This window comes from Spirochaetota bacterium, assembly GCA_035477215.1.
Taxonomy (GTDB): Bacteria; Spirochaetota; UBA4802; order UBA4802; family UBA5368; genus MVZN01.
This window is the reverse complement of the sequence record DATIKU010000015.1, coordinates 16,166-39,087: the sequence shown is the minus strand read 5'-3', so window position 1 is coordinate 39,087 and position 22,922 is coordinate 16,166. Positions and strand designations below refer to the sequence as shown.

The window sequence follows — 22,922 nt, the reverse complement described above, 5'->3', positions numbered from 1 at the left end:
TATGAAAAGAAAATTGGCTGCCGCCCGGCAGCCCGCAACCCTCTCCGGATACTGAGCGACTGCTCATTTTTTTTGGGACATAACCTTTTCCCGCTTGACTAAAATGCGTTGTATGTTTTCAATCAGCGGTTAATTACCTGTCATCGGTTCATAATGGAATCGCGGCGGGCAAGAGGTCTTCCAATTAAATACAAAAGGAGGAGGTATGAGGAAGTTTTACAAACTGCTCGCGGTATGTATAATACTCGTATTCGCGAGCACGGTTTACGGCGCCGTCTATGTGCCCACAAGGATAAACGGGCTCAAGGGAGACGTCATCCTTTCGCCAAACAGCGGATCGGGGCCCCTGGGCGGGCTCTTCCAGGTTCTCCGTTGCTACTGGAGTCATTCGGGAATGCTGGTGAACGACGGGTACAACATCCGACATAACACCATGAATTTCCCCGCCTACGACAAGACCTGGATAGGTTGCCCGACGCAGCTTAAGTCCGATCCGCTGAGCAACGGCGTTCCCGGCATGCTCACGGAAGACATCAACACGGCGTACAATGCCACGTATAACTTTACCGCGTCGGGCGGCGCCGTACTTAAGCCCACGGCGGCCCTGGAAAGCTCGTACAGACCCCTGCTCAACACGGTCGCGGACAAGATGGCGTACATGGACGCGTACTATCGCCCTCACGGTTATGCCAACTTTTACCAGATGGATAACAGCAACGTGAGGGTTAAGGGACGCGGCGGCCACTGCTCGGGCAGTAACTGGTTCGCCAACTATTTCTCGGGCAAACAGATGAACCTGCCCTTCCACAATTCCCAGACGATCTACGACGCATCGCTGCAGCTGTATAACGGCGTTCGCGCGGCGGTACTCGAGGAGTTGGGATGGTGCGGCAAGCTCTTCTGCGGAACCGGATGCGCGGACAGGATGGCCAATCAGGTCTGCAACACCTTCGGATTCGACAGGGCCACGGACACCACCAATTACTGGCGCACCAGGCTCAACGGGCCCACGGGCTATATGACTTCGGTCGCCCCGGCGCCGGACAATCTGCTACTGGCCAATTACACGAATCCTCTCGGCTACAACGTGGGAGTCAATACCGCGGATTCTTCGTACTACGGTGCGGTTGAGACGCTGCAGTTTATTGACGGCTACTACAGATGATCTGATTTTTCGCCGTATACCGTAACGGCCGCATGCTTCTGGCGGCCGGTGGCCTTCCATTCGACATGGAAGGCCGTTTTTTATCCCTGATACCGTGCGTTATCTTCAGGAAAAACTTGTTGTTTAACATCCTTCCGCGAAATCGTAAAATATTTTCTAAAGTAATGTACACGCCGTCAAATAAACTAAATCTCTTCTCATCCTCGGCCTCTTTTATTAAAATAAATGATGACGGTGGCTGATTCGTGTTTTTGAAAATGGGCCTGTTGTCAATTTTTTGCAATATAATCACATAAGTATCTTGACTTATTATCAACATGTGTTCACATATAGACGATCAATTGCCCGTCGCCGCTTCTCAGAACGGACGCGATGGGAATGGGGTGTCCAATAACAAATAAAAGGAGGAGGTATGAGGAAGTTTTGCAAGCTGCTCGCGATTTGCATTATACTGGTATTCGCGAGCACTGTTTACGGCGCCGTTTACGTTCCGACGAGAATCAACGCATTAAAGGGCGACGTGGTGCTCTCGCCTAACGGGCCTGGACCGTTGAGCGGTCTCTTCATTGTTCTCAATTCGTACTGGAGCCACTCGGGAATGCTGGTGAACAACGGATACAATATCCGTCACAACACCATGAATTTCCCGGCATACAACAAGACCTGGATAGGATGTCCGACCACGCTGAAGTCCGACCCACTGAGCAATGGTATGCCCGGCATTCTCACCGAGGACATCAACACGACGTATAACGTCACCCGAAACTTTACCGCCGGAGGCGGAGTGGTATTAAAACCCACCGCCGCCCTTGAGAGCTCGTACAGACCGCTTCTCAACGCGGTCGCGGACAAGATGGCGTATATGGACGCGTACTATCGCCCCTATGGGTACGCCAACTTTTTCCAGATGGACAACAGCAACGTGAGGGTAAAGGGACGCGGCGGCCACTGCTCGGGCACCAACTGGTTCGCCAACTATTTCTCGGGCAAACAAATGAATCTGCCGTACCACAGCTCTCAGACCGTCTATGACGCCGCACTGCAGCTTTACAATGGTGTTCGCTCGGCGGCTCTTGAAGAGCTTGGATGGTGCGGAAAGCTTTTCTGCGGCACCGGATGCGCTGCCAATATGGCCAACCAGGTGGTCAACACCTTCGGGTTCGACAGGGCAACGGACACCAGCAGCTACTGGCGAACAAGGCTCAACGGGCCCACGGGCTATCTGACTTCGGTCGCGCCCGCGCCGGACAATCTGTTGCTTGCCAATTACCGTAACCCGGCCGGTTACTATCCCGGAGCCCAGACCGCCGACTCGTCGTACTATGGCGCGGTCGAGGGCCTGATGTTCATTGACGGCTACTACAGGTAATACGCCGGTGCTTTGCGTTTCGTAACACGAAGGCACGCTTCGTAACGGTTCGGCGGCCTTCCATTCAGGAATGGGAGGCCGCTTTCCCTTTTCCCGGGAGGCTTCATTTCAGACTCCCCGGGAAAATTCCTCACATGGAGAATGCGGCATGGATTTCATTAAAAAACATAAATGGACACTGCTCGTCGTTGGGTCGGTCGCGCTGATCGGTCTTATTATTGTACTGCGCGGAGGCGAACAAAAAGAAAGCTCGCTTGCCGAGAAGGATCCGGCCTCTGCGATGAATTTCTATATGAATCTATTTTCGTCATCGGCCGGCGAGTCCGAGATCGACCCTTCCAAAGTCGGAACTTTCGAGGTAGAGCGCAAGGAATTCATTAAAAAGATTCATCTCGAAAAAGAGACCGTATGCTCCGGCGACGATTTCGAGGTAAGGGTTGACGCGCGCGATCCCGACGGTCATGACAAAGACCTCATCTTCAAGGTCGCCGAGAAGGTGGGCAATCCGGTTATATTAAAATACTACGGCGAAGGGACGCAGGATATTGTTGTGACGGTGCGCGACTACAAGCGCATCGACACCAAAACTGTCACGGTAAACGTGGTCAAATGTCCCGACAGGCCGCTTGTATACCTCAAAGCGAGCCCGCACCCGATGCGCCCCGAAGAAGGAGAGTTCGAGGTGATCAAGCTGGAGGGTTTCAGCGGCAAGACCCGTTTCGCGTGGGATTTCGGGGACGGCTCCACAAAAAAAACCGATACCGGCTATGCAACCCATAACTATTTCGCGCGCGACCAGAAACGCTTCCACTCGACGTTCACGGTCAAGGTAACCGTCACCGACGAGAAAAACACGAGCGCTACAGCGCGCACAACGATAGATTTTCCGAACATCCAGTGGATTTCCTCCCAGATGGGTGCCGCCACCATCCCAATCGTGTATAACAGGTTCCCCGTAATGAAAGACGGGGCGTACACGGTCGACGTCAACATGAAAAACATTCATAACGAATCGCTCTCTCTTGGCGATGCCGAGGTTGAATACGTTTCATGCGATGGAGAACGCCCCGCCGAAACCCGGGCCTATGGTGCCGGAGCGCTGCTTTCCCAGACCAGTATTGCGAGGAATGCCGTGGCGAACGCAACCCTGACACTTGCCGGCGGAATGATGCCGAAATCGACCTGCAACGTGACCATCAAGCTGAAAGGAAGCACCCAGGGCGGCACGTCCGTAAACGCGACCATTTACCTCACGATTCCGGTCAGCGACGATGATTTGAAGCTCAAAAAGCACCAGGTAATCGACGATCCCGAGCTCGACCGCAAGGTACAGAAGGCGAAGAAGCTGCTCGGTAAGGACTTCGTAACCGTCGACGAACTCCGCACGCTTGAAAAAGAAGGGAAGCTGTAACAGTGTCTCGAAAATCTTCCCCAGGGAGGGGGCTCCGGGCCTCCGGCGCCATCACCCTCCCTCTCTTTATACTGTTTTTCCTTTCAGGTTTCACCTGCCTGGTTTACGAGGTCGCGTGGGTGCGGCTGTTCACCGGCGTATTCGGCAACACCACCTATTCGGTGACCGCGGTGCTGTCGGCGTTCATGGCGGGGCTGGCGCTGGGAAGCCGCCTTTTCGGCAAACTGATCGATACGCGAAGACGGCAGTTGGTTGTTTATGCAATGCTCGAGGCCGGTATCGCGCTGTTCGCGGTGCTGATAACGCTAACCGTGCCCCTGCTCAATCCCGTATATGGTTTCTTCTACAACACTCTCAATTTCTCCGATACGCTCCTCACGGCGGTGCGTTTTGCCCTGTCATTTGTGCTGGTTTTCATCCCCACGCTTCTGATGGGGGGCACGCTTCCGGTTATCGCGCGCTTCTTTATCCGGCGGATGGAACAGGTGGGCACAGGGGCGGGCATCCTTTACGGCCTTAACACCCTGGGCGCGGCGGCAGGCTGCCTTGTGACAGGTTTCTATCTTATCAGGGTGTTTGGAGTACGGGAATCGGTTTTTATCGCAGCCCTGATAAATATCATCATCGCCGCCTGTGTTTTTCTTGCCGCCCGTTTGATACCGGTCGAAAAACAGGATGAAACCGTAAAACTCACTTCCACGCGCAATGATACCGCCACCTTTTCGGCCGCCCGTATGCGCGTATTCCTTGCACTCGTGGCGGGGGCCGGTTTCGTATCGCTCTCATGCGAGATTCTCTGGACTCGCCTGCTCGTATTCATGCTCAAGACGACCGTGTACGCCTTCTCGATCATGCTGACTACCTTCCTCCTTGGAATCGGGCTCGGCAGTCTCATTTTCGCGCTCGTTGAACGTCGTTTCGGCATTAAGAACTACCTGAAATTCTGGGGACTATTACAATGGGGAGTCGCCGTTTCAGTATTCCTCTCGCTTCTGGCTTTCGGCTCTTTTGCCCGGATGCCAATCGAACCCTATACCACGGGGGTAACCTGGGCGGGGAATGTACTGCTAACGAATCTCCTGCCGTCGATCATTGTGATGGCCCTCCCCACCCTCCTTATCGGGATCGCCTTCCCGGCGGCTGTCGCGGTTTTTACCAGGCAAATTTCGCATATTGGTGAGTCCTTCGGGTCGCTCTATGCCGTAAGCACCGTCGGGTCCATCCTGGGTTGTGTCGTCACTGGTTTTTTCCTGGTGGCCCTGGCGGGTACACAGGTCTCCATGCTGATCATGGTGTTCATCAGCTGCGGTATCGCGACGCTTGCCCTTGTGCTTTCAGCGGGAGCGGAATCCAAACCAAAGAATCCCGCCGATTCGGCCGGACCGGCGCGTTTCTCCGTGTGGGGAGCATTCGCGCCATGGCCCGCGGTCATCGCCGCGTTTCTCATCCTGCCGGGCGACTATCTTTTCCGATATTACAATATGGGCGAGGCGATGCACGACCGCACCTCGGTGATCGATTACGCGCATGAGGGAATCGAAGGCATCACCACCGTGCATCACTTTGCGAGCGGGCATCGCGTCATCTCGACCGGTTCGATCAATGTCGCCGGCACGGCGTACACGCTGCGCACGACACAGAAGCTTCAGGCACATATCCCGATGCTCCTGCATCCGGTACCGCGGCTGATCTGCCAGGTTGGTTTCGGCAGCGGCGAGACCTCGCGCATCGTCACGTCATACGACATTGAGCGACTCGACGTGGTTGAGATAAGCTCATCCGTAATCGAGACCTCCGACCGTTATTTCAGCGACATCAACGGCGGCGTGGTGCGACACCCTAAATTTCGACCGGTGATCATGGATGGCGCGAATTATTTTCGGCTGACCGGGGAGCGTTACGACGTCATTATGAACGATTCCATCTGGCCGTACTACGCGGGGAACTCGGGCCTCTACACCCGGGAATATTTCCGCGCGGCGAAGAAACGTCTTAAGCCCGGCGGAATAATGACATCGTGGATGCCGGTGGACATGGACCTTTCAAGCTTCACGTCGCTTCTCAAAACCTTCCGCGCGGAATTCCCTTATGTGAGTTTCTGGTTCGCGACCAGCCACGACAACCAGCACGCGCTCATCGCCGGTTCGGACGCGCCCTTCAGTGTAAATCCGCGTACGTTTCTTGACCGGTTCGAGCGTTACGCACGGAGGGACCTTGTGGAGATCGGCTACTCTTCACCGTCGGCATTCCTCGACATCTTCAAGTTCGACCAGGCCGCTATCGACGAAATGGAACCGCGCGGCAGGCTCCACACGGAGAACGATCCATACCTGGAATTCGCCGTTTCGCGCACCACCATGCACGATCTGACCAACACCCTCTCGCTGATCAGGCTGTACAGAAAATCGGCAACGTCTCTCCTTCCTGACGGCGGTCGTATTGAACGGCTTCATGGCGATATCGAGAGGATGGGCAGGGCCACCGGCCACGTTCTTACCGCCATGGCGATGAACAGCGCGGGGAACCCGGGCTACACGCACGAAATTAAAAAGGCCCTTGCGATCGTACCGGATTATCCCGGCATTTCCACCCGAAGCGACGGCATCTCGATGGCGCCCGCGGAAATAAACCCGGCGGAGGGACCGCCGTCGCACGACTCACTTGTCTCCAATGCGCGGGATCTCCTGCGCGAAGGCGCGTACACGAAAATGGTCGCCGTATTAAAGAACGCGCTGGAGATGGAACCGAGTTCCGGCGAGGCCCTGGCCCTGCTTGGCGAGGCATATCTTAAGATGGGAAGGTTTGACGAGGCCTCCGATTATTTTAAAAAGGCGATCGCATCGGGCGGCAAGGGCCTGGCGGCTCATTACCATCTCGGCTGGATATATCTCAGAAAGGGCGACCTTGACGCGGCGGCAAAAGAGTTCATGAGAGGATTGCGGAGAAATCCGGATGCCGCGGAGTTGCACTACGCGCTTGGGATGACTCGCAAGTTTCAGTACCGTATCACCGATGCAAAGCGAAGTTTCAACAGGGCCCTGGAACTCACACCTTTCGACGGCGAGATCCATTTCGAACTGGGACTGATCCATGAGGCCGAGGGAGACCGATTCGCCGCCGACCGTCGCTACCGGCAGGCGCTTCGGTTTGATCCGGCACACGATGGTGCACGACAGGGACTGGCACGCCTCAACTGAATGCCTTCGGCATTATTTTACTTGAGCGGGTAAATCAATGGTCTCCCACTTTTTACTGAAGTACAACGTTGATCCGGGGTTGTTCGTCACGCTGACAAACTCGATCTACAACGGCTTCGTTGTGCTGGCAGTCGCCATCGGACTCTTTCTGGTCTACCGGAAAATCGGCGATCTGGGCTATGGCAAAGGGCGGGTACGGCGCTTCTTTCTCATCATCGCATTCTTTATACTTCCGGCGGGGTTTGTCAGCTCCCGTGCCGCGAACATCTTCCATCATCCGAGCGAGTTCTGGAGCTTTTCGCTCTTCTCCGATATTGTGAGCTCACAGAGCTATCACACTTTTCACGCCAGTCTCGTGCTTCCCACTGTGCTGATAAGCGCGCTTCTTTTCGTCATGCGCTTCCGTTTCTGGGACGTTTCCGACGCGTTCTTCCTGTACATTCCGCTGTCCAATGCCATCGGAAGGGTCGCCTGTTTTCTCGTCGGTTGCTGCTGGGGCGGGCCGATAGGGTTCTCCATCTTAGGGTTTTCTTTCGATTTTTATAATCCGGTCCCGCTGTACGACATGGCGTACAACCTGGGCATATTTCTCGTTCTTCGCAAAATGCACGGCCGCATTTACTCCCCCGGCTCGCCGGCGCGCATGTCCGAGGGGGGAAAGGTTACCGCGCTTTATCTCATTCTTTACGGTGACGCGCGCTTTCTGGTCGAGTTCATCCGCACAGAGTCCGTCGCCGCATGGGGACTAACCCAGGCCCAGATCGTCATGATCGTATTTGTGGCGATCGGCTCGATCATACTGGCCGCAACGGCTCTACGAAACCGTTATGCAAACCTCCCCGAATCCGATAAACCACTGTACGGCACGCGCATAGCCGCATGCGGTATTGTCGTTTATTTCGCTTTCTTTTTCATCGTTATCGCGCTCTTGGTGAGGGGCGGACTCGTTACATGGCCGCTCTTCCCCGTAGAAAGCGTCATCGATGCCTGGAGAAGGATACCCTCATACCTGCCGGTATTCTTCCTCGAGATCGCGGGCCTTCTGTTCATGATGATTCTCGGGATGTCATTTACTTCCGCTTTCCGGCTCGATTACAAAAAACTGGTAAATCCGTGGTTTCTTTTCGGCCTCATCGGAAGCCTTGCCTATACGGTTATTCTCCTGGGAACGACAAATTATTCCCTGCGGGGTGCGACGTTCTGGCCGCCGGTAATCGTCATCAGCCTGCTCAATTCCTTCGCCGAGGAGGTCTTTTTTCGGCTGGCGCTCTACAGGCTGCTGAGGGAATCTAAGCTCGGCGTTATACAGGCCATCGCTGCGCAATCGGCCCTCTATTCCACCATCCACCTCGCGATCGGGGGGCCCGTGTTCTTTGTTCTGAGTTTTATATATGGGATGGTCCTCGGCCTTGTTTTTGAAAAGACCGGGAGCATTATTCCCTGCATAATCTGCCATTTTATAATCGATATTGGCGTGATCGGCATGCCCATGATGATGTACTGATTCAGTCCGCGCCCACATCCTTTATCGACGCTCCCGCATTCTGTTAGACGCACTGATTTTATTTTATCATAAAAATACGGTTGAATTTTAACAAAGCGGGATGCGATGCTGCAATCAGAAGGAATCGATGGCATGAAAACACCGGGAATTATCGGGGGCATCGGTCCCGAGTCGACGATAGACTACTACCGCTCCATCATCAGCCTCTGCCGCGAGAAATACGATCCGGACGGGTATCCCGAAATAATCATCGCGAGCGTCAACATGACCAGGATGCTCGCAATAATCGAGGCCGCCGACATGGCCGGACTGCTCGGATACCTTCTGGACGCCGCCTCGAGGCTCCGGGCCGCCGGCGCGGATTTCGGCGCCATAGCCTCCAACACCCCGCATGTGGTCTTCGCGGAGCTCCGGGAGCGCACCCCCCTGCCACTCATTAGCATAGTTGAAGCGACCACGGCACGGGCGGCATCCTCCGGCATCAAACACGCGGCCCTTCTGGGAACGGGGTTCACGATGCGCAATGATTTCTATCGGACGGCGTTCGAGCGCGAGGGTATCCATCTCCATGTTCCGAGTTCGGACGAACAGGCCTATGTACATCAACGGATTTTCGACGAACTCGAATTCGGCATTGTGAAGACTGAAACCCTGGCAGGATTCGATGCGATCATCAACCGAATGCGCCGCGACCACGGCGTCGAGGGCGTTGTCCTGGGATGCACCGAGCTGCCGCTTTTATACGCAGACCCGACCGGACCCGGCGGCTTGCCGTTTTTCAATACGGCCCGGATTCACATCGAGAAAATAGTCGATGCCATGAAACGTTAGCAGATTCGCGACGGCGTACCATCGTCTAATAGCAATACGGAGACCACCGGATGGATAAAAAGCGGAAGGCTCTCGGGCTTTTTTCCGACCATTTCAACTGCTCGCAGTCCGTATTCGCCGCTTTCGCCGCCGAATTCGGACTGAAGGAAGAGGCCGCCCTCAAGATCGCCTGTGCCTTCGGGGCCGGCATCGCGCGCACCCAGGGGGTCTGCGGAGCGGTCACCGGGGCCTTCATGGTGCTGGGACTCCGGCACGGCAAATACCTCGCCGATGACGAAACGGCCAAGGAACTGACGTACGCAAGAGCGCGCGAGTTCGCCGCTGATTTCTCACGAATACACGGTTCCACCATCTGCCGGGAATTGATCGGTGTCGATATTTCCACGTCCGAGGGGCTTCTGCACGCCCGCGATACCGGCCTGTTCGAAAAACGGTGTACCATGTTCGTTCGCGACGCAGTCTCGCTGCTGGAGGAGATGAACTGAATGTTAAGCGCGGATTGACGGGCCGTCCGTTGGAAAATTATTTGCGTTAATCCGTGATCGCGCCAATACAATCAAGTGTGCGCATCGCACCATCATCTACTACGGTATCGCGCTCTTCCACCTTTATCGTAGAGTCTCAGCCGTTACGGTCCCTTCTCCCGACGGCGCCGGAACGGACAGGCCGGTTTAACTTGTTAAGGCGGCGCGGAGGGCAGCCGCGCCTGCCGATCCATATCCATGCATGACCAGACCGTGTTCGGAACCCGACACCGATGAAGCTGAGCGATTGCAGACAGTGCAAATTTTACGACGGTGAAATTGACGACAACACCGTCTGTTGCCATTTCTGGAACACCGTGGATTATCGCCTGATAGTGACCGGAAAAAGCGGGGAGGCCCGGGTGATAGTATGCCCATCCGATTCAATGGCGTCCGCCTGATCCTAAATATTTGTCAAAAACCCCGCCATCTGTATGTCAGTGTTTCCCTTACAAAATGCTTGCGTTTTTCACCAGCATGGTCAATATTTTGTGCTATAAAGGGCATTGGAGTGCGGCAATATGAAACGCCTGATCATGCTTATCCTTGCGGCGCTGTCGCTTGCAGCCGCTTCGCAGACACTCCATGCCGCTTGTGACGGAAACTGTATAAGCGGTACGGGAAGCCATGTCTTCGAGGATGGACGCCGATACGCCGGCGAATGGAAAAACGGTCTGCCCGACGGCGAGGGTGCATGCGTGTATCCCGATGGGTCCCGGTATGAGGGGAGCTGGAAAAACGGCCTGATGCACGGCCAGGGAACAATCATTTATCCCAATAACCGGAAATACTCCGGTAACTGGGAAGAAGGTGAATGGCAGGGAGAGGGTAGCTGCGTTTATGCCGACGGGAGCCGATATTCCGGCAGCTGGAAAAAAAACATGCGCCACGGAAACGGTACCTTTATCGGCTCCGACGGTATGAGGTACACCGGTGAGTGGAGAAATGACATTCGCCACGGTTACGGTTCGCTCATCTTTCCCGACGGCCGCACATACCACGGCGAATGGGACAACGACCGCCAGAACGGCTTTGGGACCTGTGTGCTTCCCGACGGTGAGAAATACCGCGGAGACTGGAAGGACGGCAAACGCCACGGAAACGGCACCTGCCTTTTCCCCGACGGCAACAAATACACCGGGAACTGGGAAGAAGACCTCGAGCACGGCGACGGCACGCTGATCATCTACCCCATGGGAATCGAATACCGGGTCAGAATGGAACGGGGAACGCTCGTTCAGATGAAGCGCAATTACTGAACCGGCCGGATTCTCTTTTTCGGCAAATGCGGCAATGCATATCGGCCCCACCCGGGAAGGCTAAATATCCCCCGCGGCCTTTTTCATCGCCTCGATTATCCCGCTGGCCTCAGCGGGCGTTATCAGGAGGCCTGGGCGTATCAATACCGACGATGTATCCGCTTCCCCGGTCTTCACCAGAACGCCGTGCGAAATCGTACATGTCAACAGATAATGGATTTATGCGCCTGCGGGGCCGAAAGGCCGTATCATGCGTCGAGTGTGTCCCGATCGTTTCCCCTCCTGGAGTCGTTTATACGAGGGAGCGGACCGAAATACTGATGGAGGTAACATTTGATCTTCGCGTTGTAGAGCTTCCGGTTTTTGTCAGCCTTTCGTCCGTAGTATTTTTCGAAATCGGGGTGCGCGGTAAGGACGAAGACCGACCACGAGTCGAGAGCGCCGAAAACCCGGCCCATCCGCCGGTAGAGCGCCGCGACCTCATCGTCTTCTCCTATGCGTTCGCCATACGGGGGATTGCAGACGATACAGCCGTATGGTTTTTTGGAGCTGAACTCCTCCAGTTTTTTCTTTTCGAAAATGATCCGCTCCGCCACGCCCGCGGCTTCGGCGTTCTCGCGGGCCTTCCTGAATACGCCGGTATCGATGTCCGATGCGTATATTGAAAAATCCGCCCTGCGAATCGACGCACGCGCCTCTTCGCGCGCCTCGGCCCACATGTTTTTCTCCATGAAGGGCCAGCGCTCCGACGCGAACTCGCGCCCCAGCCCCGGCGCGATATTGGCGCCGATGAGGGCAGCCTCGATGGGAATGGTCCCCGAACCGCACAGCGGATCCGCGAAGGGTCGCGATACGTCCCAGCGGCTAAGCAGGACCAGCGCCGCGGCCAGTGTTTCGCGCAGGGGGGCCTCCCCTTTGCCCTTGCGGTATCCCCGCTTGTTAAGCCCGTGGCCGCTGGTGTCGAGCGTAATAATGGCCCGGTCGGATGAAAGGGAAAGTTCGATCGTGAAAACCGGACCGTCCTCCTCGAAACGTTCGCGCCGGTATTTTCTCGACATCGCCTTTACCACCGCCTTCTTTATGATGGATTGGCAGGCCGGCAGGCTCGAGAGCTTTGATTTGACCGATCGCGCCTCGATGTGCATTTTGCCGTTCTCGGGGATGAGTCTCTCCCATTCGATCAAATACGCCCCATCGAAAAGCGCGCCGAAATCGGCGGCGTCGAATTCCGCCATGCGTATCTGGACCCGATCGGCCGATCTCAGCCACAGATTGCACCGGACGATGTCCCGCTCGTCTCCCCTGAAATATACCCGTCCGTCCCCGGTTTTAAGATCGGCGTATCCCAGGCCCCTCAATTCACCCGCCACCACCGATTCGAGACCGAAGGCGCAAACCGCCACCAGTGTAAAGGTCTCCATTACAGGTCTTTCCTCTTGCCCGAGTCCGCTATTTCAACAAGGTTTCGCGGATTACGAATCGCCCCGAAACGGCAGACCTTTGCGCACCCTCCGCATAACCTGCACTTCGCCGCAATGCGGCTCGCCCCGTATCCGGCATCGGCCGCCATCGAGAGGCCGGGTTCGAACCGGCACGGGGAACCAGTCGCCTTCAGACTCACACAGGTGTCCGGATGACAGTTGCAGACGGCGCCGGTCGAGCCGCCGGTCGCCACCTTGAAGAAGGCCTGCGTTACATAACCCATACCCCTGAACCTTTCGACGATTGAAAGCGCCTCCTCCTGAAAAATCTTCCCGGCATTGTATTTTTTTCCCAGGCGCTCCACCCAGGTCCTTAAATCCTCATTGAGCGTAAGGATCTTTCGCGCATCGCTTCCGGATAAAAACTTGGCGTGGTATCGATCGAATGCCATCCCGATAATTATTCTTATGGGCCGCATCCACGCCAAGCGGGCCGCCGGGATTCGAAAGAGATGATACAGCGTCCTGACGTAGGGGTGGTAATATACAAAATAAAGGTGATTATGCGCCGCGCGGTCAAGGCGCCAGCCGCGTTTTCCAAGGAGCTTTCGCGTCGACTGGAGCATATGTTCTTTCAGACCACACCGATCGGCATTATATAGAGCGGTGTCTCGTTTTCGCGCATCCTGACAGCATATTTTACCTTGTCGTCCTGAAAGGCGCCGATGACGACCGTCCCCAGTCCGAGCGCCACAACCTGCAGGCATATATTCTGAGCGGCGTGCCCGGCTTCCATTGTGGCGTACTGAATTCCGCGCCGGGAATATTTTCCGGTGGAACGCTCGAACACCGCGGCTATTATTATCGACGCGGCGCCGTTGAGCACAGATTTCTGTCCCAGCGCCGCCGCGGTCAGCGACTTGCGCGATTCTCCCCCGACAACACGCACAAGCTCGTGGCCGAACGTTGCATATCGGTATACGCCGGCGGGCAGGCCATCGACGGCACCGGCCACACAGTATATCTCAAGCGGGTACAATCCCCCGGCAGATGGGATCGTCCGTAGACCCCCGCCACCGCTGACCCCCTGCGCTGCCCATAATACCTGAGAAAGCGCCGCCATCGACAACACCGAATCGCTGTAACTCCTGACCGATCTTCTCGCTCGAATTACCTGTTCCAGTGTCATCTTACCCGCGAGATCCGGCGCTGGAAGCTTGATCGTCATGGCTTATTCTCCTCGAATTATTATATCACCAGCTTTCTGAGCACCTCGACGACGTTTTCGTAACTGAATGTCTTCACAGGCACCTCATTGAAACCATAATGCCGCCAGTTCGCCGGCACCGAGTCGTTTGAATAGCGGCTGGAAACGATCATGCGTGCCCCGGGATGTCTCTCCCCGGATATCCCCGGCGCCTCCCTTCCTCCCATTCCCTTTTCAACCGGTCAGAAACAGACCTGGCAACCCGGAAACCGTGCCCCAAGTGCGAATCTGATTTCATCCATCTCGCACCCGTCGATGACCGCCTCTACACGGCTGGTCGGCCGCCCCTCGGCGGTGCATCCGTTCTTCCACGTGAGGATGCGGCCGGGCACCATGAAATAGCGCACCTCTCCCGCCCCGCAGCACGCGCTCCCCGTTTTCGAAAACGCGAGTACACAGAGAACTTCTCCACGGGACACCGGCAGACGGATTTCTCCCATTGACCTGTACCGCCAGGCGGGAGAATCGACCTCCTCCCCGGCCTCGCGGTGTATATATTCGGTAATTTCAGTTTTCGGAATTTTCATCGTAGAGATCGTGCGGTCATACCTCTGACATCGGGGTTTCAGGGGATTCACTGACAACGCCGGAGAGTCCCATGAGCTCCTGCGCCGAAACGGCCAGTTCGCGCGCAGTATCTGAGAGTTCCTGCGATCCAAGCGCCATTTCCTGGGTGATCTGGTTGATCGATGAAATGCCTTTTGAAATCTCCTCAAGCGCCGATTTCTGCTCGCCGGACGCGGTAACGATACTGCCGGACTCACCGAGAACATCTTCGATCGAACCGCTCACCGTCCTGTTGAGCGCAAGGTCCTGCCGGGTCAGCTCGACCACCACATCGATCCTCTTGCTGAACTCGGCGATCTGCTCGATGACGCCATTGAGGGAGGCGATGAACACCTCGAGCTGTCGATACGCCTTTCCGATCTCCTCGCTGCTGGAGGCATACATCATGTTTATCGATTTAAGATTGTTGGACGTGTTGTCGGCCAGTTTACCTATCTCATCGGCCACGACGGCGAATCCCCGACCGTGCTCCCCTGCCCTGGCGGCCTCGATCGCCGCGTTGAGCGAGAGGAGGTTAATCTGGTCGGAGATGTCCTCGATGATTCCAACCGTCTCCTTTACCCCCTGGAATTTTGAGGTCGCCGTCGACATCATTGACAGCGTATTCTGAATATCATTGCGCGACTTCTCGACCATTCCGTTGAGGAGATCGCGTATGCCGAGCGCGTCCTTCATCTTCTCCCCCGACAGCGAGGCTATCTGGTAAAGGCCTTCCATGTCGCCCTTCGCTTTGTCCGCCAGGCCGGCCTGGCGCCGGGCCATTGAATAAACGCCCTCGCCGCTTGCCGTCACCTCTTCCACCGTTGAGGTTATCTCCTCAATCGAGGCCGCCTGCGTCTGTGCGTTGTTGGAAAACGACGCGGTCGTCACCGCCATTTCCTCGGTGGACGCCGCCAGGCGTGTGGCGACTCCGGATGTCTGCTGTAGGATGCTCCTTATCTTTTCGGCATTACGCTCGGTTTCCTTTCCGGACATCACAACGAGCGCGTGCGCCTTTATGCTCATATTGAGGAAGGTGTAACAGGCGACACCGAGCATCAACATCGCCAGCACTCCGTCCTGGATCAGGTCGACCGCCTGTTCGCGCGTCAACAGTCCGTTGTTCATCCAGTAGACATTGAGCAGCACGTGAATCACGATATTGCCCCCGGTATAAACGACCACAGAAGCCCGATCCGTTATTATGGTGACGATGGCGATGATAGGAAAGACATACATGATAGTATCGATCGCGCCAATAAGTTCCCGGGTGCCGACCGACGCATAACAAACGAACCAGACGCTGGCCACCATGGGTACCAGCATGAAATGGGACGCGACGTTGCTGTAGCCGCGCTTCGTCATAATTAGCGCACACAATAATATTACCTGTACGATGATAATCGCGATAACCGAGACATCCACGCCTCTGCCCTGGATCACGGCGATCGAATACGCCAGCGCAGTGAGGGTGATGACAAGCGCGAAGTAGATGATGATTATCACCCGTGCCTTCTGCTGAACGTGATAACTTTTGTCTACGTACCTTCCCAAAAAGAAACCGCCTGATTTCGCTCCCATGTGATGCTCCCTGTTAAAATACTTGCGCCATGCATCAAGATGTCCCTGAATATTCACCCTGTGCAACACATTATACCACAATATGATGCACTTTCATTCGAATTTTTCCATAATAATATTTCAGGATTTCCACAACGACCCTGGATAGACGAATGACATGAATAACGCAACCCGCGCAAGCTGCCTGGCCGCTCCGCCAGCGCGGAGGTTGTAAGGCGCGATACGCTCGTGCCGGAATCACTCGTTACGGCGCTCGAGGGGAACGATCCGGAGTGATCGTTGGATGATCTTCGGTCGCCTCGTGCGCGCCATCATTCTCCGTGCGCGCGCGTCCCGCTGACCTCGTTGCTCCGGCAATACTTATAAAACAAAAAACCCCGTCGATAAACGGGGCCCTCATGCTGCCCGGCTAGGGTTCGAACCTAGACATTTCTGGTCCAGAGCCAGACGTGTTGCCAGTTACACCACCGGGCAATGATGTATTATACATTTCCGGCGGGTGATTTTTGTCAAGCATTTTCAACGGAACCACGGGTGGCTTTAACTGTTGACACCGGGACCATGCCATGTTCTAATTCAATGAGGATGTGCAATCGGACTTTTCGCACTAACCGTTGGCCCTGAAATGAAGAAGCGTATACCCGAGTCAAAGCGCCGCGGTCGCGATAACGCGGCAATTCTTGTCATAGCACTCATCATATCGGCATGCGCACCGTTCGAAATGCTTCATGCAAAGGAAATAGCGACCCGCAAAGAAATCTCCGACGGAGTGCGGTCCGGCGACTCCATCTACTTCCTGTGCGATTACGTGCTCTCCGAACCCGGAAGCACGATTATACCCATGTTTATGTACACTCCGGGAAAGATCTATTACGACGCGGTACACATCTACGCCTTCGATATGACAGGGAAAAAGCCGGTCCGACTGGCCGCGCTCAGGCCCACCTCGTCCCGCAAAGGGCGCGGATCGGTCAGGGGGGCGCGATGGGCGGTGAAAGGGTCGGCCGTATACGCGCTCTATCATACGGGATGGAGCGACGCCGGCGCGGAAATGATGCACGATCTCTTCGAGTTCAACCGCGATAGGGGATCGGCACGGGAGGTGTCCGGACCCGAAAAGGACGAATTGATCGGGCGACTGTTTCCAAAGACCGGCGCCAGTTCAAGCGCCGGAGACGGCATCATCCCGTCATCACGCGTACGGTATCAGCTTGCGGGGATCGATGAGGATGCATGGCAGCTCCCCCTTCCGACCGACTTTTCCGCTTTGACTGAAAGGGACTGCGTGAGAATACTCGTCGAGCAGCGGGAAGACTCATACTATTGCCGCGCCGCCCTGAGGAGAATCGCACCGTCGCTATCGGACAAAATGGCTCGCGAAATCATTAAATCGATGCTGAAACACATTTCGACCCTGCCGCGGCATAAACAAATGATATACCGGCCCGTGATGGAGGAATGGTCCGCCAGGATCGGCGTCCTCGCACGATATAAAAACGCGGAGGCCGCCGGAGAAATACTGCGCAATGCAAAAGCCGGCTTCGTCGACGCCGACGGGCGGACCGCCCTGATGATCGCCGGGTATTTCAACAATACCGAAATGCTCGAACGCCTTATTCGCGACGGCGCCGCGATCGACGCGCGCGACCCCGACGGCCGAACGCCGCTCATGTATTCGATCTTCGGGTTGGCGCCGGGCGCAATGGAGTATCTTCTAAAAAAAGGAGCGGACGTAAAAACCGCCTCCGCCTCAGGCTGGACGGCGTGGATGTTCGCGAGCGGTACCGATCTGAGGCACGGCTACCTCGAGCTTACCGGTAAATGAGCGCTTACCTGTTGAAAGCCTTATTAAAGCCTGGCAGTGAACGGCTTCCAGACCGCGGTTATTTTTCCGTTTCTGATTACGTATATCTCGTCGAACTGCATGACCGCATCCCCTTGAAGGGGATGATAAAAAACATGGTCCCCTGTCTTAATGGCGACCCTCTTCGAACCGTTCAGCATACTCTGATTTGGAAGCATATTTTCGTTCGGAGGGCTCGCGGTGAGCGCGTTCACCGAAATACCGGCAGGGGCGAGAATCCTCTCGGACCAGCCCCCGCCGCTGACATATAAAGTAACGGCCTTATTGGGATCCCACCATTCTACAAGTGAATGAAACGACTCGATGAACGGCACGCCGTAACCGTCGAGTATCTTGAGAACGGGCGCCGCGATAAAAAGCGCCGGGAGGTGCTCGGCGAGTGTGAACACATCGAATGTCGATGGCATCACAAGGCACGAACCGGCCGCGATGTCGTTGACCGGAAGCGTTCGGTTATACAGCGCACAGGTCTTACTGCCGCCGCTGTTGAAGGTCAGGTCTTCCCTGAAAAGCGCCGGATAGGCCTTTCGCCCGTATTGTACGAACTCTTCGTAGCGCGCCATCGACTTCGCAAATTCCTTCCGGATCGCCCTTTCCTTCGACCCGATATACAGCGGCACATGCGCTACGTGTCCGTCATAGCCCATTAATCCAGAAAAGACGAGCCGTCCCGAACTGTCCGCAATGATTTGCAGCATCCGGCCGAGCTCTTCGTTGGATCGTGCGCCTCCCCGGTGAAGCCCCACGTCTATCTCCAGGTTTATGCGAAGCGCAATACCGCGACGCTCCGCGAAGGCACGGTACTCGCCCAGCCGTTCCTGCGAATCGACCAGCCACTGCACGGACTTGAGCGCCTCCTTTTTCAGAGACGGCGGCAGGGAATCGTAGAAACCGGCAAGGGCCGCCACGGGAAACGGCCTGCCGGGAAGCATGTCGAGGCCTGGCCCGACCGCTTCGAGGATTGCACGCATATGCGAAAGATGGAAGGGCATGAGCTTTTTCGTACGGGCTTTTTGCATGACGTATATGAGAAGGTCCGGAGATGGGAGCGACTTGGTGACGATCCGGTACTCCAGCGGCGGCGCGATGACCTTCAGCACCCTGGCGATATTCGAATCGACCCGGTCGAGATCGAGCACTATCGCCGGTTGGGCCGTGCCGGAATCTTTCAACGCATTGTTCATCGCGGCATAATACCCGTTATAGCCGCCGCCCCTGTCGCCGGGTCTGGACAACAGGATGACGAGCGAAAGCGCCAGGACAGCGCAACCCGCGGCTGCCATGATTTTCTTTCTTTTCACCATGATTACCTCTTTCACGCGGCAATCTCGAATCGTACAAACCGCAAACGATTGCTCTTCGAAATAAACATGTTTCTGAAGGTGAAACCGGAGATCGATGAACTATACCGGAAAAAGTAAAATGCGATGATCTCCGGCGCCCGCCCTCTCCGCCCTACGCCCGCCCCTCGTCCAGAGAGAAAAAATCGACCGCTTCCCTTAGCTTCTCGACTATTGCCGCGGTGTTTTCCGCTGTGGCCAGCATCTCCTCCGCGCCGGTGGCATAGGACTGCGTAAGCATATTGACACTGGAGACCGACTTCACTATTTCCCCGGTAGCGGTCCTTTGCTCATCGGTCGAGCTCTTTATCTCTTCGGATCGCTTTCGAACGTCTTCGGCGGACTGATTGACTTTTTCATTCAGCGCAAACTGCTCTCTCATCACCGCGGACAGCTCGCTCATGCCACCGCCTATCGATTGTACGCCCGCGAGGATATTTTCGAGTGAGGATATCGTCTGTTTCACACCGTCCATCCCTCCTTCAATCTCCTCGTTGTTTTTTTTGATGAACCGGTCGATTTCATTGATGCTCACAGACGTCTGGTCGGCCAGTTTCGAAATCTCGTCCGCAACGACGGCGAATCCCCTTCCCGCGTTGCCCGCGCGCGCCGCCTCGATGGCGGCGTTGAGGGAAAGGAGGTTTATCCTGTCCGATATATCGTTAATGATACCGGTTACCGCGATCATCTCTTTCGACCTGTCATTTATCGCGGACATGCTCTCGCGCATTCTGTTGAGTGATACCTCGCCCGCCTTTCCGCTCGAGGCTATTGAATTGGATATACGGAGATATCCCTCGAGCTTACCGCCGACCATCTCAAGACTGGCGGAAAGCTTTTCCATAAGGAGATGCAGCGCCGCCAGCCTTTCATTCTGGCTGGCAGAGTTGTCAGCGATGTTTTCGATTCCGGCGCCGACCTCCTCGAGGGTACTGCTTATTTCCTCGGTGGAGGCCGCCTGGTTCTGCGCGTTATCCGCGAACGATGTGGTGGTGGCCGAAACCTCGCCTATCGCGGACATTATCTCATCGGAATACTCCTGAATGCGCCGAATCACACCGAAAAGCTTCACCTGGAGATTGTTGATGTCAACCGTCATCTCGCCCGCCTCGTCGGTCGAGGTCATGGGCACGAAACGAACGCTGAGCTGTCCCTCCGCCATCCTGTTGAGCGCGGCCTTTATGCCGGAGAGATTGAACTTCGTGGATTTCGCGAAATAGTACGCGCTGACAAGCACTGTCCCAAGCAGGAAAATACTTATAAAAACTATATGAAAAAAGAAGTTATGCAGAACAATCATGTTGTTCGTAATCATATAGAGAAAGGTCGTGAAGATTATCATAGGGACAAGAAGGACCGCCACCAGGACCCACAGTATCCGGATGAATGTTCCGAGCGGCGAGTACCCCCCGGGGGGAATGGAAACGCCTGATAACCGGGGATCCTGGAGATACGGCGCGAGGCCCACCTCGGTCTGAAAATAGAAGAGACTCATGTTTACCGGAATGACCATAAGGGTGGCAATCGGCATGATAAACAGGGTGGGCCGGTTTAAAACTCCCAGATGGTTCATGAAAAACAAAGCAACCCCGACACCAATAAAATAGCGCATCGGTATCGCGAGCGCCTCCCTCATCGGCCTTCTCAGCAGCCTTTTTTTATACTCTACGAAATCCTCGGTCGTTCTCCCATGTGGTTTTCTCAGAGCCCTGAAAACAGGCACCATGTCCGCCCATCGCAATATATTGAAAATCAGGAACGCGGCGGCCGAACCGGCTCCGGCGCTTAACATAAACGGTGTAAGATTATCCAGATAATTCCCGCCGATTACGACAAAATACGCAAGCAGCACCACGGGGAACGAATAAGCGAAAAATTCGAGCGACAGGCTAAGCTTTAACAGGGGAAATCTGCTTTTCATTGAAGCCCCTCCAGCGTTAATGTACGCCGTCAACCATCGAGTTAAAAGCAATTTTTCACGTATGTCAATATAATTTGATTCATAATCATATGGTAAATCCCAACACAATGAAGCTTGTGCACCATCCGGAAACCTGGTGTTCCCATAATTTTCAACGACTCTGATTAATGGTTTAGAGCGGAAAACATTAAACAATTATAGGTTGCAGAAACACGAGGCGCCGTAAATAATGAGACGGATATCACGATTGTGTTTCCATCATGGAGCATCAGTGAAAACGGATATCCATAAAATTACACATGACCACTGAAACCGATTTGCTGAAAACCGCCGAATTGGCTTTTGACGCCAGACGCCAGAGGCAGTCAAACCGGGTCGTCAACCTCGGACTGTACGCGAACGCCCTGCTCGCCCTGCTTAAAATCTCGGCGGGAATATTCGGCCACAGTAAAGCGCTTTTGGCCGACGGCATCAACTCCTTCTCGGATGTCGTCTATTTCCTCTTCGTGAAACTGCTGGTAAAGCTGTCCGCCCAGCCCGCCGACAACGAGCACCCCTACGGGCACCACCAGCTCGAAAGTATCGCGGCCGTCATTATCGGGGCCTTCGTCATTACCACCGGTATCGCCATTTTCTGGGACTCGATCAATTCCACCTTCGACATGTTGTCCGGAACGAAGGAAAGAAATCCCGTGGAGTTTTTCACATTGATCGCGGCGCTCATAACCATAGTTACGAAAATATTTCTGATGCTCAACGCCAATGCGGTCAGCCGGGTCATGCAGAACACGGCCGTATCGGCGCTCGCGAAGGATCACCGCAATGATATTTTCGCCTCACTTGGGGTCGCTGTCGGAATAACGCTCGGGCTTTTCGGGTTTTCATGGGTTGACCCGCTGGCGGGAGCGCTGGTGGCGATCGTGGTTGCCAAGACGGGCATTGACATTTTGAGGGAATCCACGGCCGAGCTCATGGATACGGTACCGGGCGCCGAAATGAACCGTAAAATCAGGGAAATCCTCTCGACCCGGGGGGATGTAAAAAGCGTTGAAAGCGTCCATACCCACAGGTTCGGCCCTTATTATATGGTTAATATCACCATCGGCATCGACGGCAACCTGAGCGTCTCGGAAGGCAACAGGATTGCGGACTCGGTCGAAAAGCTACTATGCATGAAGATTGAACTGCTCAGGCGGGTGTATATCCACTACCATCCGCCTGCGCGGCGCGGGAAAAGGAAATCGTAAACATTTCAACGATTCCCGTTCACGCGTTATACACCCATCTTCGCTTCTTTTTACAGTTTTTATAGTCGATTTTACCCCGTTATTCACGAACTCGATCGTACTACCATCGATCTTTTTCATCGAATGATGGGCGCCGCCGAATGAAACATGATAAACGTCTCCCTCGACTTTCTCTTTAATTTTCGTCGCCCGTCCATAGTCAGACCAGTTGAACGCGCCGTCCTTTATCGTGCTTTTGGCGGCTGTAATCAAATAATCGTCAAACTTCCACGTGCCAATCAGCCACGAAGGCGGATTGAGCGACCCGTACGAAGAATCTGCAGGCGATTTGTCGCCGCCGCAGGCGAAGCAGAACAGACAGCAAACGATTGCAATCAGTGGAATGATTTTTTTCACGGAAAGAGCCGGCACGAATGACTGACCGTGTTGACCCCGGGAACGACGGCCGGGTTTATCGGGCGACCCGGGGAAAAAC

18 protein-coding genes and 1 tRNA gene are annotated in these 22,922 nt (G+C 55.2%); 10 read left to right on the top strand and 9 right to left on the bottom strand.

Annotated elements, in window-relative coordinates; translation table 11 throughout:
* Positions 1-205 precede the first annotated feature (205 nt).
* The 8 genes from VLM75_03195 (at position 206) to VLM75_03160 (ending at position 11,260) form a co-directional block, all read left to right on the top strand.
* Positions 206-1,165 carry a hypothetical protein gene (locus VLM75_03195; GenBank protein ID HSV95922.1) on the top strand — a complete coding sequence of 320 codons (960 nt, stop codon included), beginning with the start codon at positions 206-208 and terminating at the stop codon, positions 1,163-1,165.
* Between the two features lie 412 nt (positions 1,166-1,577).
* A complete protein-coding gene (locus tag VLM75_03190) occupies positions 1,578-2,534 on the top strand; it encodes a hypothetical protein (GenBank protein ID HSV95921.1) in 957 nt (318 codons plus the stop codon).
* Between the two features lie 148 nt (positions 2,535-2,682).
* Positions 2,683-3,945, top strand: coding sequence for a PKD domain-containing protein (locus tag VLM75_03185; protein HSV95920.1), 1,263 nt, complete (start codon positions 2,683-2,685; stop codon positions 3,943-3,945).
* Between the two features lie 2 nt (positions 3,946-3,947).
* A complete protein-coding gene (locus tag VLM75_03180; protein HSV95919.1) occupies positions 3,948-7,142 on the top strand; it encodes a fused MFS/spermidine synthase in 3,195 nt (1,064 codons plus the stop codon).
* 37 nt (positions 7,143-7,179) lie between these two features.
* Complete coding sequence (locus VLM75_03175; protein HSV95918.1) at positions 7,180-8,646, top strand: prolipoprotein diacylglyceryl transferase family protein; 1,467 nt, start codon at positions 7,180-7,182, stop codon at positions 8,644-8,646.
* A 132-nt stretch (positions 8,647-8,778) separates the two neighbouring features.
* Complete coding sequence (locus VLM75_03170) at positions 8,779-9,477, top strand: amino acid racemase (GenBank protein ID HSV95917.1); 699 nt, start codon at positions 8,779-8,781, stop codon at positions 9,475-9,477.
* Between the two features lie 50 nt (positions 9,478-9,527).
* Positions 9,528-9,962 (top strand): C-GCAxxG-C-C family protein, encoded by a 435-nt coding sequence (locus tag VLM75_03165; GenBank protein HSV95916.1) that lies wholly within the window; start codon positions 9,528-9,530, stop codon positions 9,960-9,962.
* 560 nt (positions 9,963-10,522) lie between these two features.
* Positions 10,523-11,260 carry a molecular chaperone Tir gene (locus VLM75_03160; protein HSV95915.1) on the top strand — a complete coding sequence of 246 codons (738 nt, stop codon included), beginning with the start codon at positions 10,523-10,525 and terminating at the stop codon, positions 11,258-11,260.
* A 248-nt stretch (positions 11,261-11,508) separates the two neighbouring features.
* Here the strand turns inward: VLM75_03160 and VLM75_03155 are convergent, their stop codons facing one another.
* From VLM75_03155 to VLM75_03125, 7 genes are all read right to left on the bottom strand, one after another.
* The gene (locus VLM75_03155) at positions 11,509-12,681 is read right to left on the bottom strand and encodes a class I SAM-dependent RNA methyltransferase (GenBank protein HSV95914.1); all 1,173 of its coding nucleotides are present in this window, start codon (positions 12,679-12,681) and stop codon (positions 11,509-11,511) included.
* Positions 12,681-13,133: a hypothetical protein gene (locus VLM75_03150; protein HSV95913.1), complete on the bottom strand. Its 453-nt coding sequence runs from the start codon at positions 13,131-13,133 to the stop codon at positions 12,681-12,683. The genes VLM75_03155 and VLM75_03150 overlap by 1 nt, the downstream gene beginning before the upstream one ends.
* A 182-nt stretch (positions 13,134-13,315) precedes the next feature.
* A complete protein-coding gene (locus tag VLM75_03145; protein ID HSV95912.1) occupies positions 13,316-13,909 on the bottom strand; it encodes a SagB/ThcOx family dehydrogenase in 594 nt (197 codons plus the stop codon).
* Between the two features lie 20 nt (positions 13,910-13,929).
* Entirely contained in the window at positions 13,930-14,061 is a 132-nt protein-coding gene (locus tag VLM75_03140; protein ID HSV95911.1) for a hypothetical protein, read from the bottom strand.
* Positions 14,062-14,130: 69 nt separating this feature from the next.
* Positions 14,131-14,475 carry a hypothetical protein gene (locus VLM75_03135; GenBank protein ID HSV95910.1) on the bottom strand — a complete coding sequence of 115 codons (345 nt, stop codon included), beginning with the start codon at positions 14,473-14,475 and terminating at the stop codon, positions 14,131-14,133.
* A gap of 16 nt (positions 14,476-14,491) precedes the next feature.
* On the bottom strand, positions 14,492-16,075 hold the full coding sequence (locus VLM75_03130; GenBank protein HSV95909.1) for a methyl-accepting chemotaxis protein: 1,584 nt from the start codon (positions 16,073-16,075) through the stop codon (positions 14,492-14,494).
* 401 nt (positions 16,076-16,476) lie between these two features.
* Positions 16,477-16,549, bottom strand: a tRNA-Gln gene (locus VLM75_03125).
* 151 nt (positions 16,550-16,700) lie between these two features.
* Between VLM75_03125 and VLM75_03120 the strand changes: the two genes are divergently transcribed.
* The gene (locus tag VLM75_03120; protein HSV95908.1) at positions 16,701-17,900 is read left to right on the top strand and encodes an ankyrin repeat domain-containing protein; all 1,200 of its coding nucleotides are present in this window, start codon (positions 16,701-16,703) and stop codon (positions 17,898-17,900) included.
* 23 nt (positions 17,901-17,923) lie between these two features.
* Here VLM75_03120 and VLM75_03115 read toward each other — a convergent pair whose 3' ends face one another.
* Both VLM75_03115 and VLM75_03110 read right to left on the bottom strand, forming a co-directional pair.
* Complete coding sequence (locus tag VLM75_03115; GenBank protein HSV95907.1) at positions 17,924-19,258, bottom strand: alanine racemase; 1,335 nt, start codon at positions 19,256-19,258, stop codon at positions 17,924-17,926.
* Between the two features lie 136 nt (positions 19,259-19,394).
* Entirely contained in the window at positions 19,395-21,200 is a 1,806-nt protein-coding gene (locus VLM75_03110) for a methyl-accepting chemotaxis protein (protein HSV95906.1), read from the bottom strand.
* Between the two features lie 299 nt (positions 21,201-21,499).
* Here VLM75_03110 and VLM75_03105 point away from each other — a divergent pair, with 299 nt between their 5' ends.
* On the top strand, positions 21,500-22,447 hold the full coding sequence (locus VLM75_03105; GenBank protein ID HSV95905.1) for a cation diffusion facilitator family transporter: 948 nt from the start codon (positions 21,500-21,502) through the stop codon (positions 22,445-22,447).
* Positions 22,448-22,922: the final 475 nt, after the last annotated feature.

What these genes read in the sequence shown, in the direction of transcription:
- VLM75_03140 (HSV95911.1), bottom strand. Translation starts at nt 14,061, where the DNA reads ATGATCGTTTCCAGCCGCTATTCAAACGACTCGGTGCCGGCGAACTGG.
- VLM75_03120 (HSV95908.1), top strand. Translation starts at nt 16,701, where the DNA reads ATGAAGAAGCGTATACCCGAGTCAAAGCGCCGCGGTCGCGATAACGCG.
- VLM75_03110 (HSV95906.1), bottom strand. Translation starts at nt 21,200, where the DNA reads ATGAAAAGCAGATTTCCCCTGTTAAAGCTTAGCCTGTCGCTCGAATTT.
- VLM75_03150 (HSV95913.1), bottom strand. Translation starts at nt 13,133, where the DNA reads ATGGCATTCGATCGATACCACGCCAAGTTTTTATCCGGAAGCGATGCG.
- VLM75_03175 (HSV95918.1), top strand. Translation starts at nt 7,180, where the DNA reads ATGGTCTCCCACTTTTTACTGAAGTACAACGTTGATCCGGGGTTGTTC.
- VLM75_03195 (HSV95922.1), top strand. Translation starts at nt 206, where the DNA reads ATGAGGAAGTTTTACAAACTGCTCGCGGTATGTATAATACTCGTATTC.
- VLM75_03160 (HSV95915.1), top strand. Translation starts at nt 10,523, where the DNA reads ATGAAACGCCTGATCATGCTTATCCTTGCGGCGCTGTCGCTTGCAGCC.
- VLM75_03135 (HSV95910.1), bottom strand. Translation starts at nt 14,475, where the DNA reads ATGAAAATTCCGAAAACTGAAATTACCGAATATATACACCGCGAGGCC.
- VLM75_03165 (HSV95916.1), top strand. Translation starts at nt 9,528, where the DNA reads ATGGATAAAAAGCGGAAGGCTCTCGGGCTTTTTTCCGACCATTTCAAC.
- VLM75_03155 (HSV95914.1), bottom strand. Translation starts at nt 12,681, where the DNA reads ATGGAGACCTTTACACTGGTGGCGGTTTGCGCCTTCGGTCTCGAATCG.
- VLM75_03105 (HSV95905.1), top strand. Translation starts at nt 21,500, where the DNA reads ATGACCACTGAAACCGATTTGCTGAAAACCGCCGAATTGGCTTTTGAC.
- VLM75_03185 (HSV95920.1), top strand. Translation starts at nt 2,683, where the DNA reads ATGGATTTCATTAAAAAACATAAATGGACACTGCTCGTCGTTGGGTCG.
- VLM75_03130 (HSV95909.1), bottom strand. Translation starts at nt 16,075, where the DNA reads ATGGGAGCGAAATCAGGCGGTTTCTTTTTGGGAAGGTACGTAGACAAA.
- VLM75_03190 (HSV95921.1), top strand. Translation starts at nt 1,578, where the DNA reads ATGAGGAAGTTTTGCAAGCTGCTCGCGATTTGCATTATACTGGTATTC.
- VLM75_03145 (HSV95912.1), bottom strand. Translation starts at nt 13,909, where the DNA reads ATGACGATCAAGCTTCCAGCGCCGGATCTCGCGGGTAAGATGACACTG.
- VLM75_03170 (HSV95917.1), top strand. Translation starts at nt 8,779, where the DNA reads ATGAAAACACCGGGAATTATCGGGGGCATCGGTCCCGAGTCGACGATA.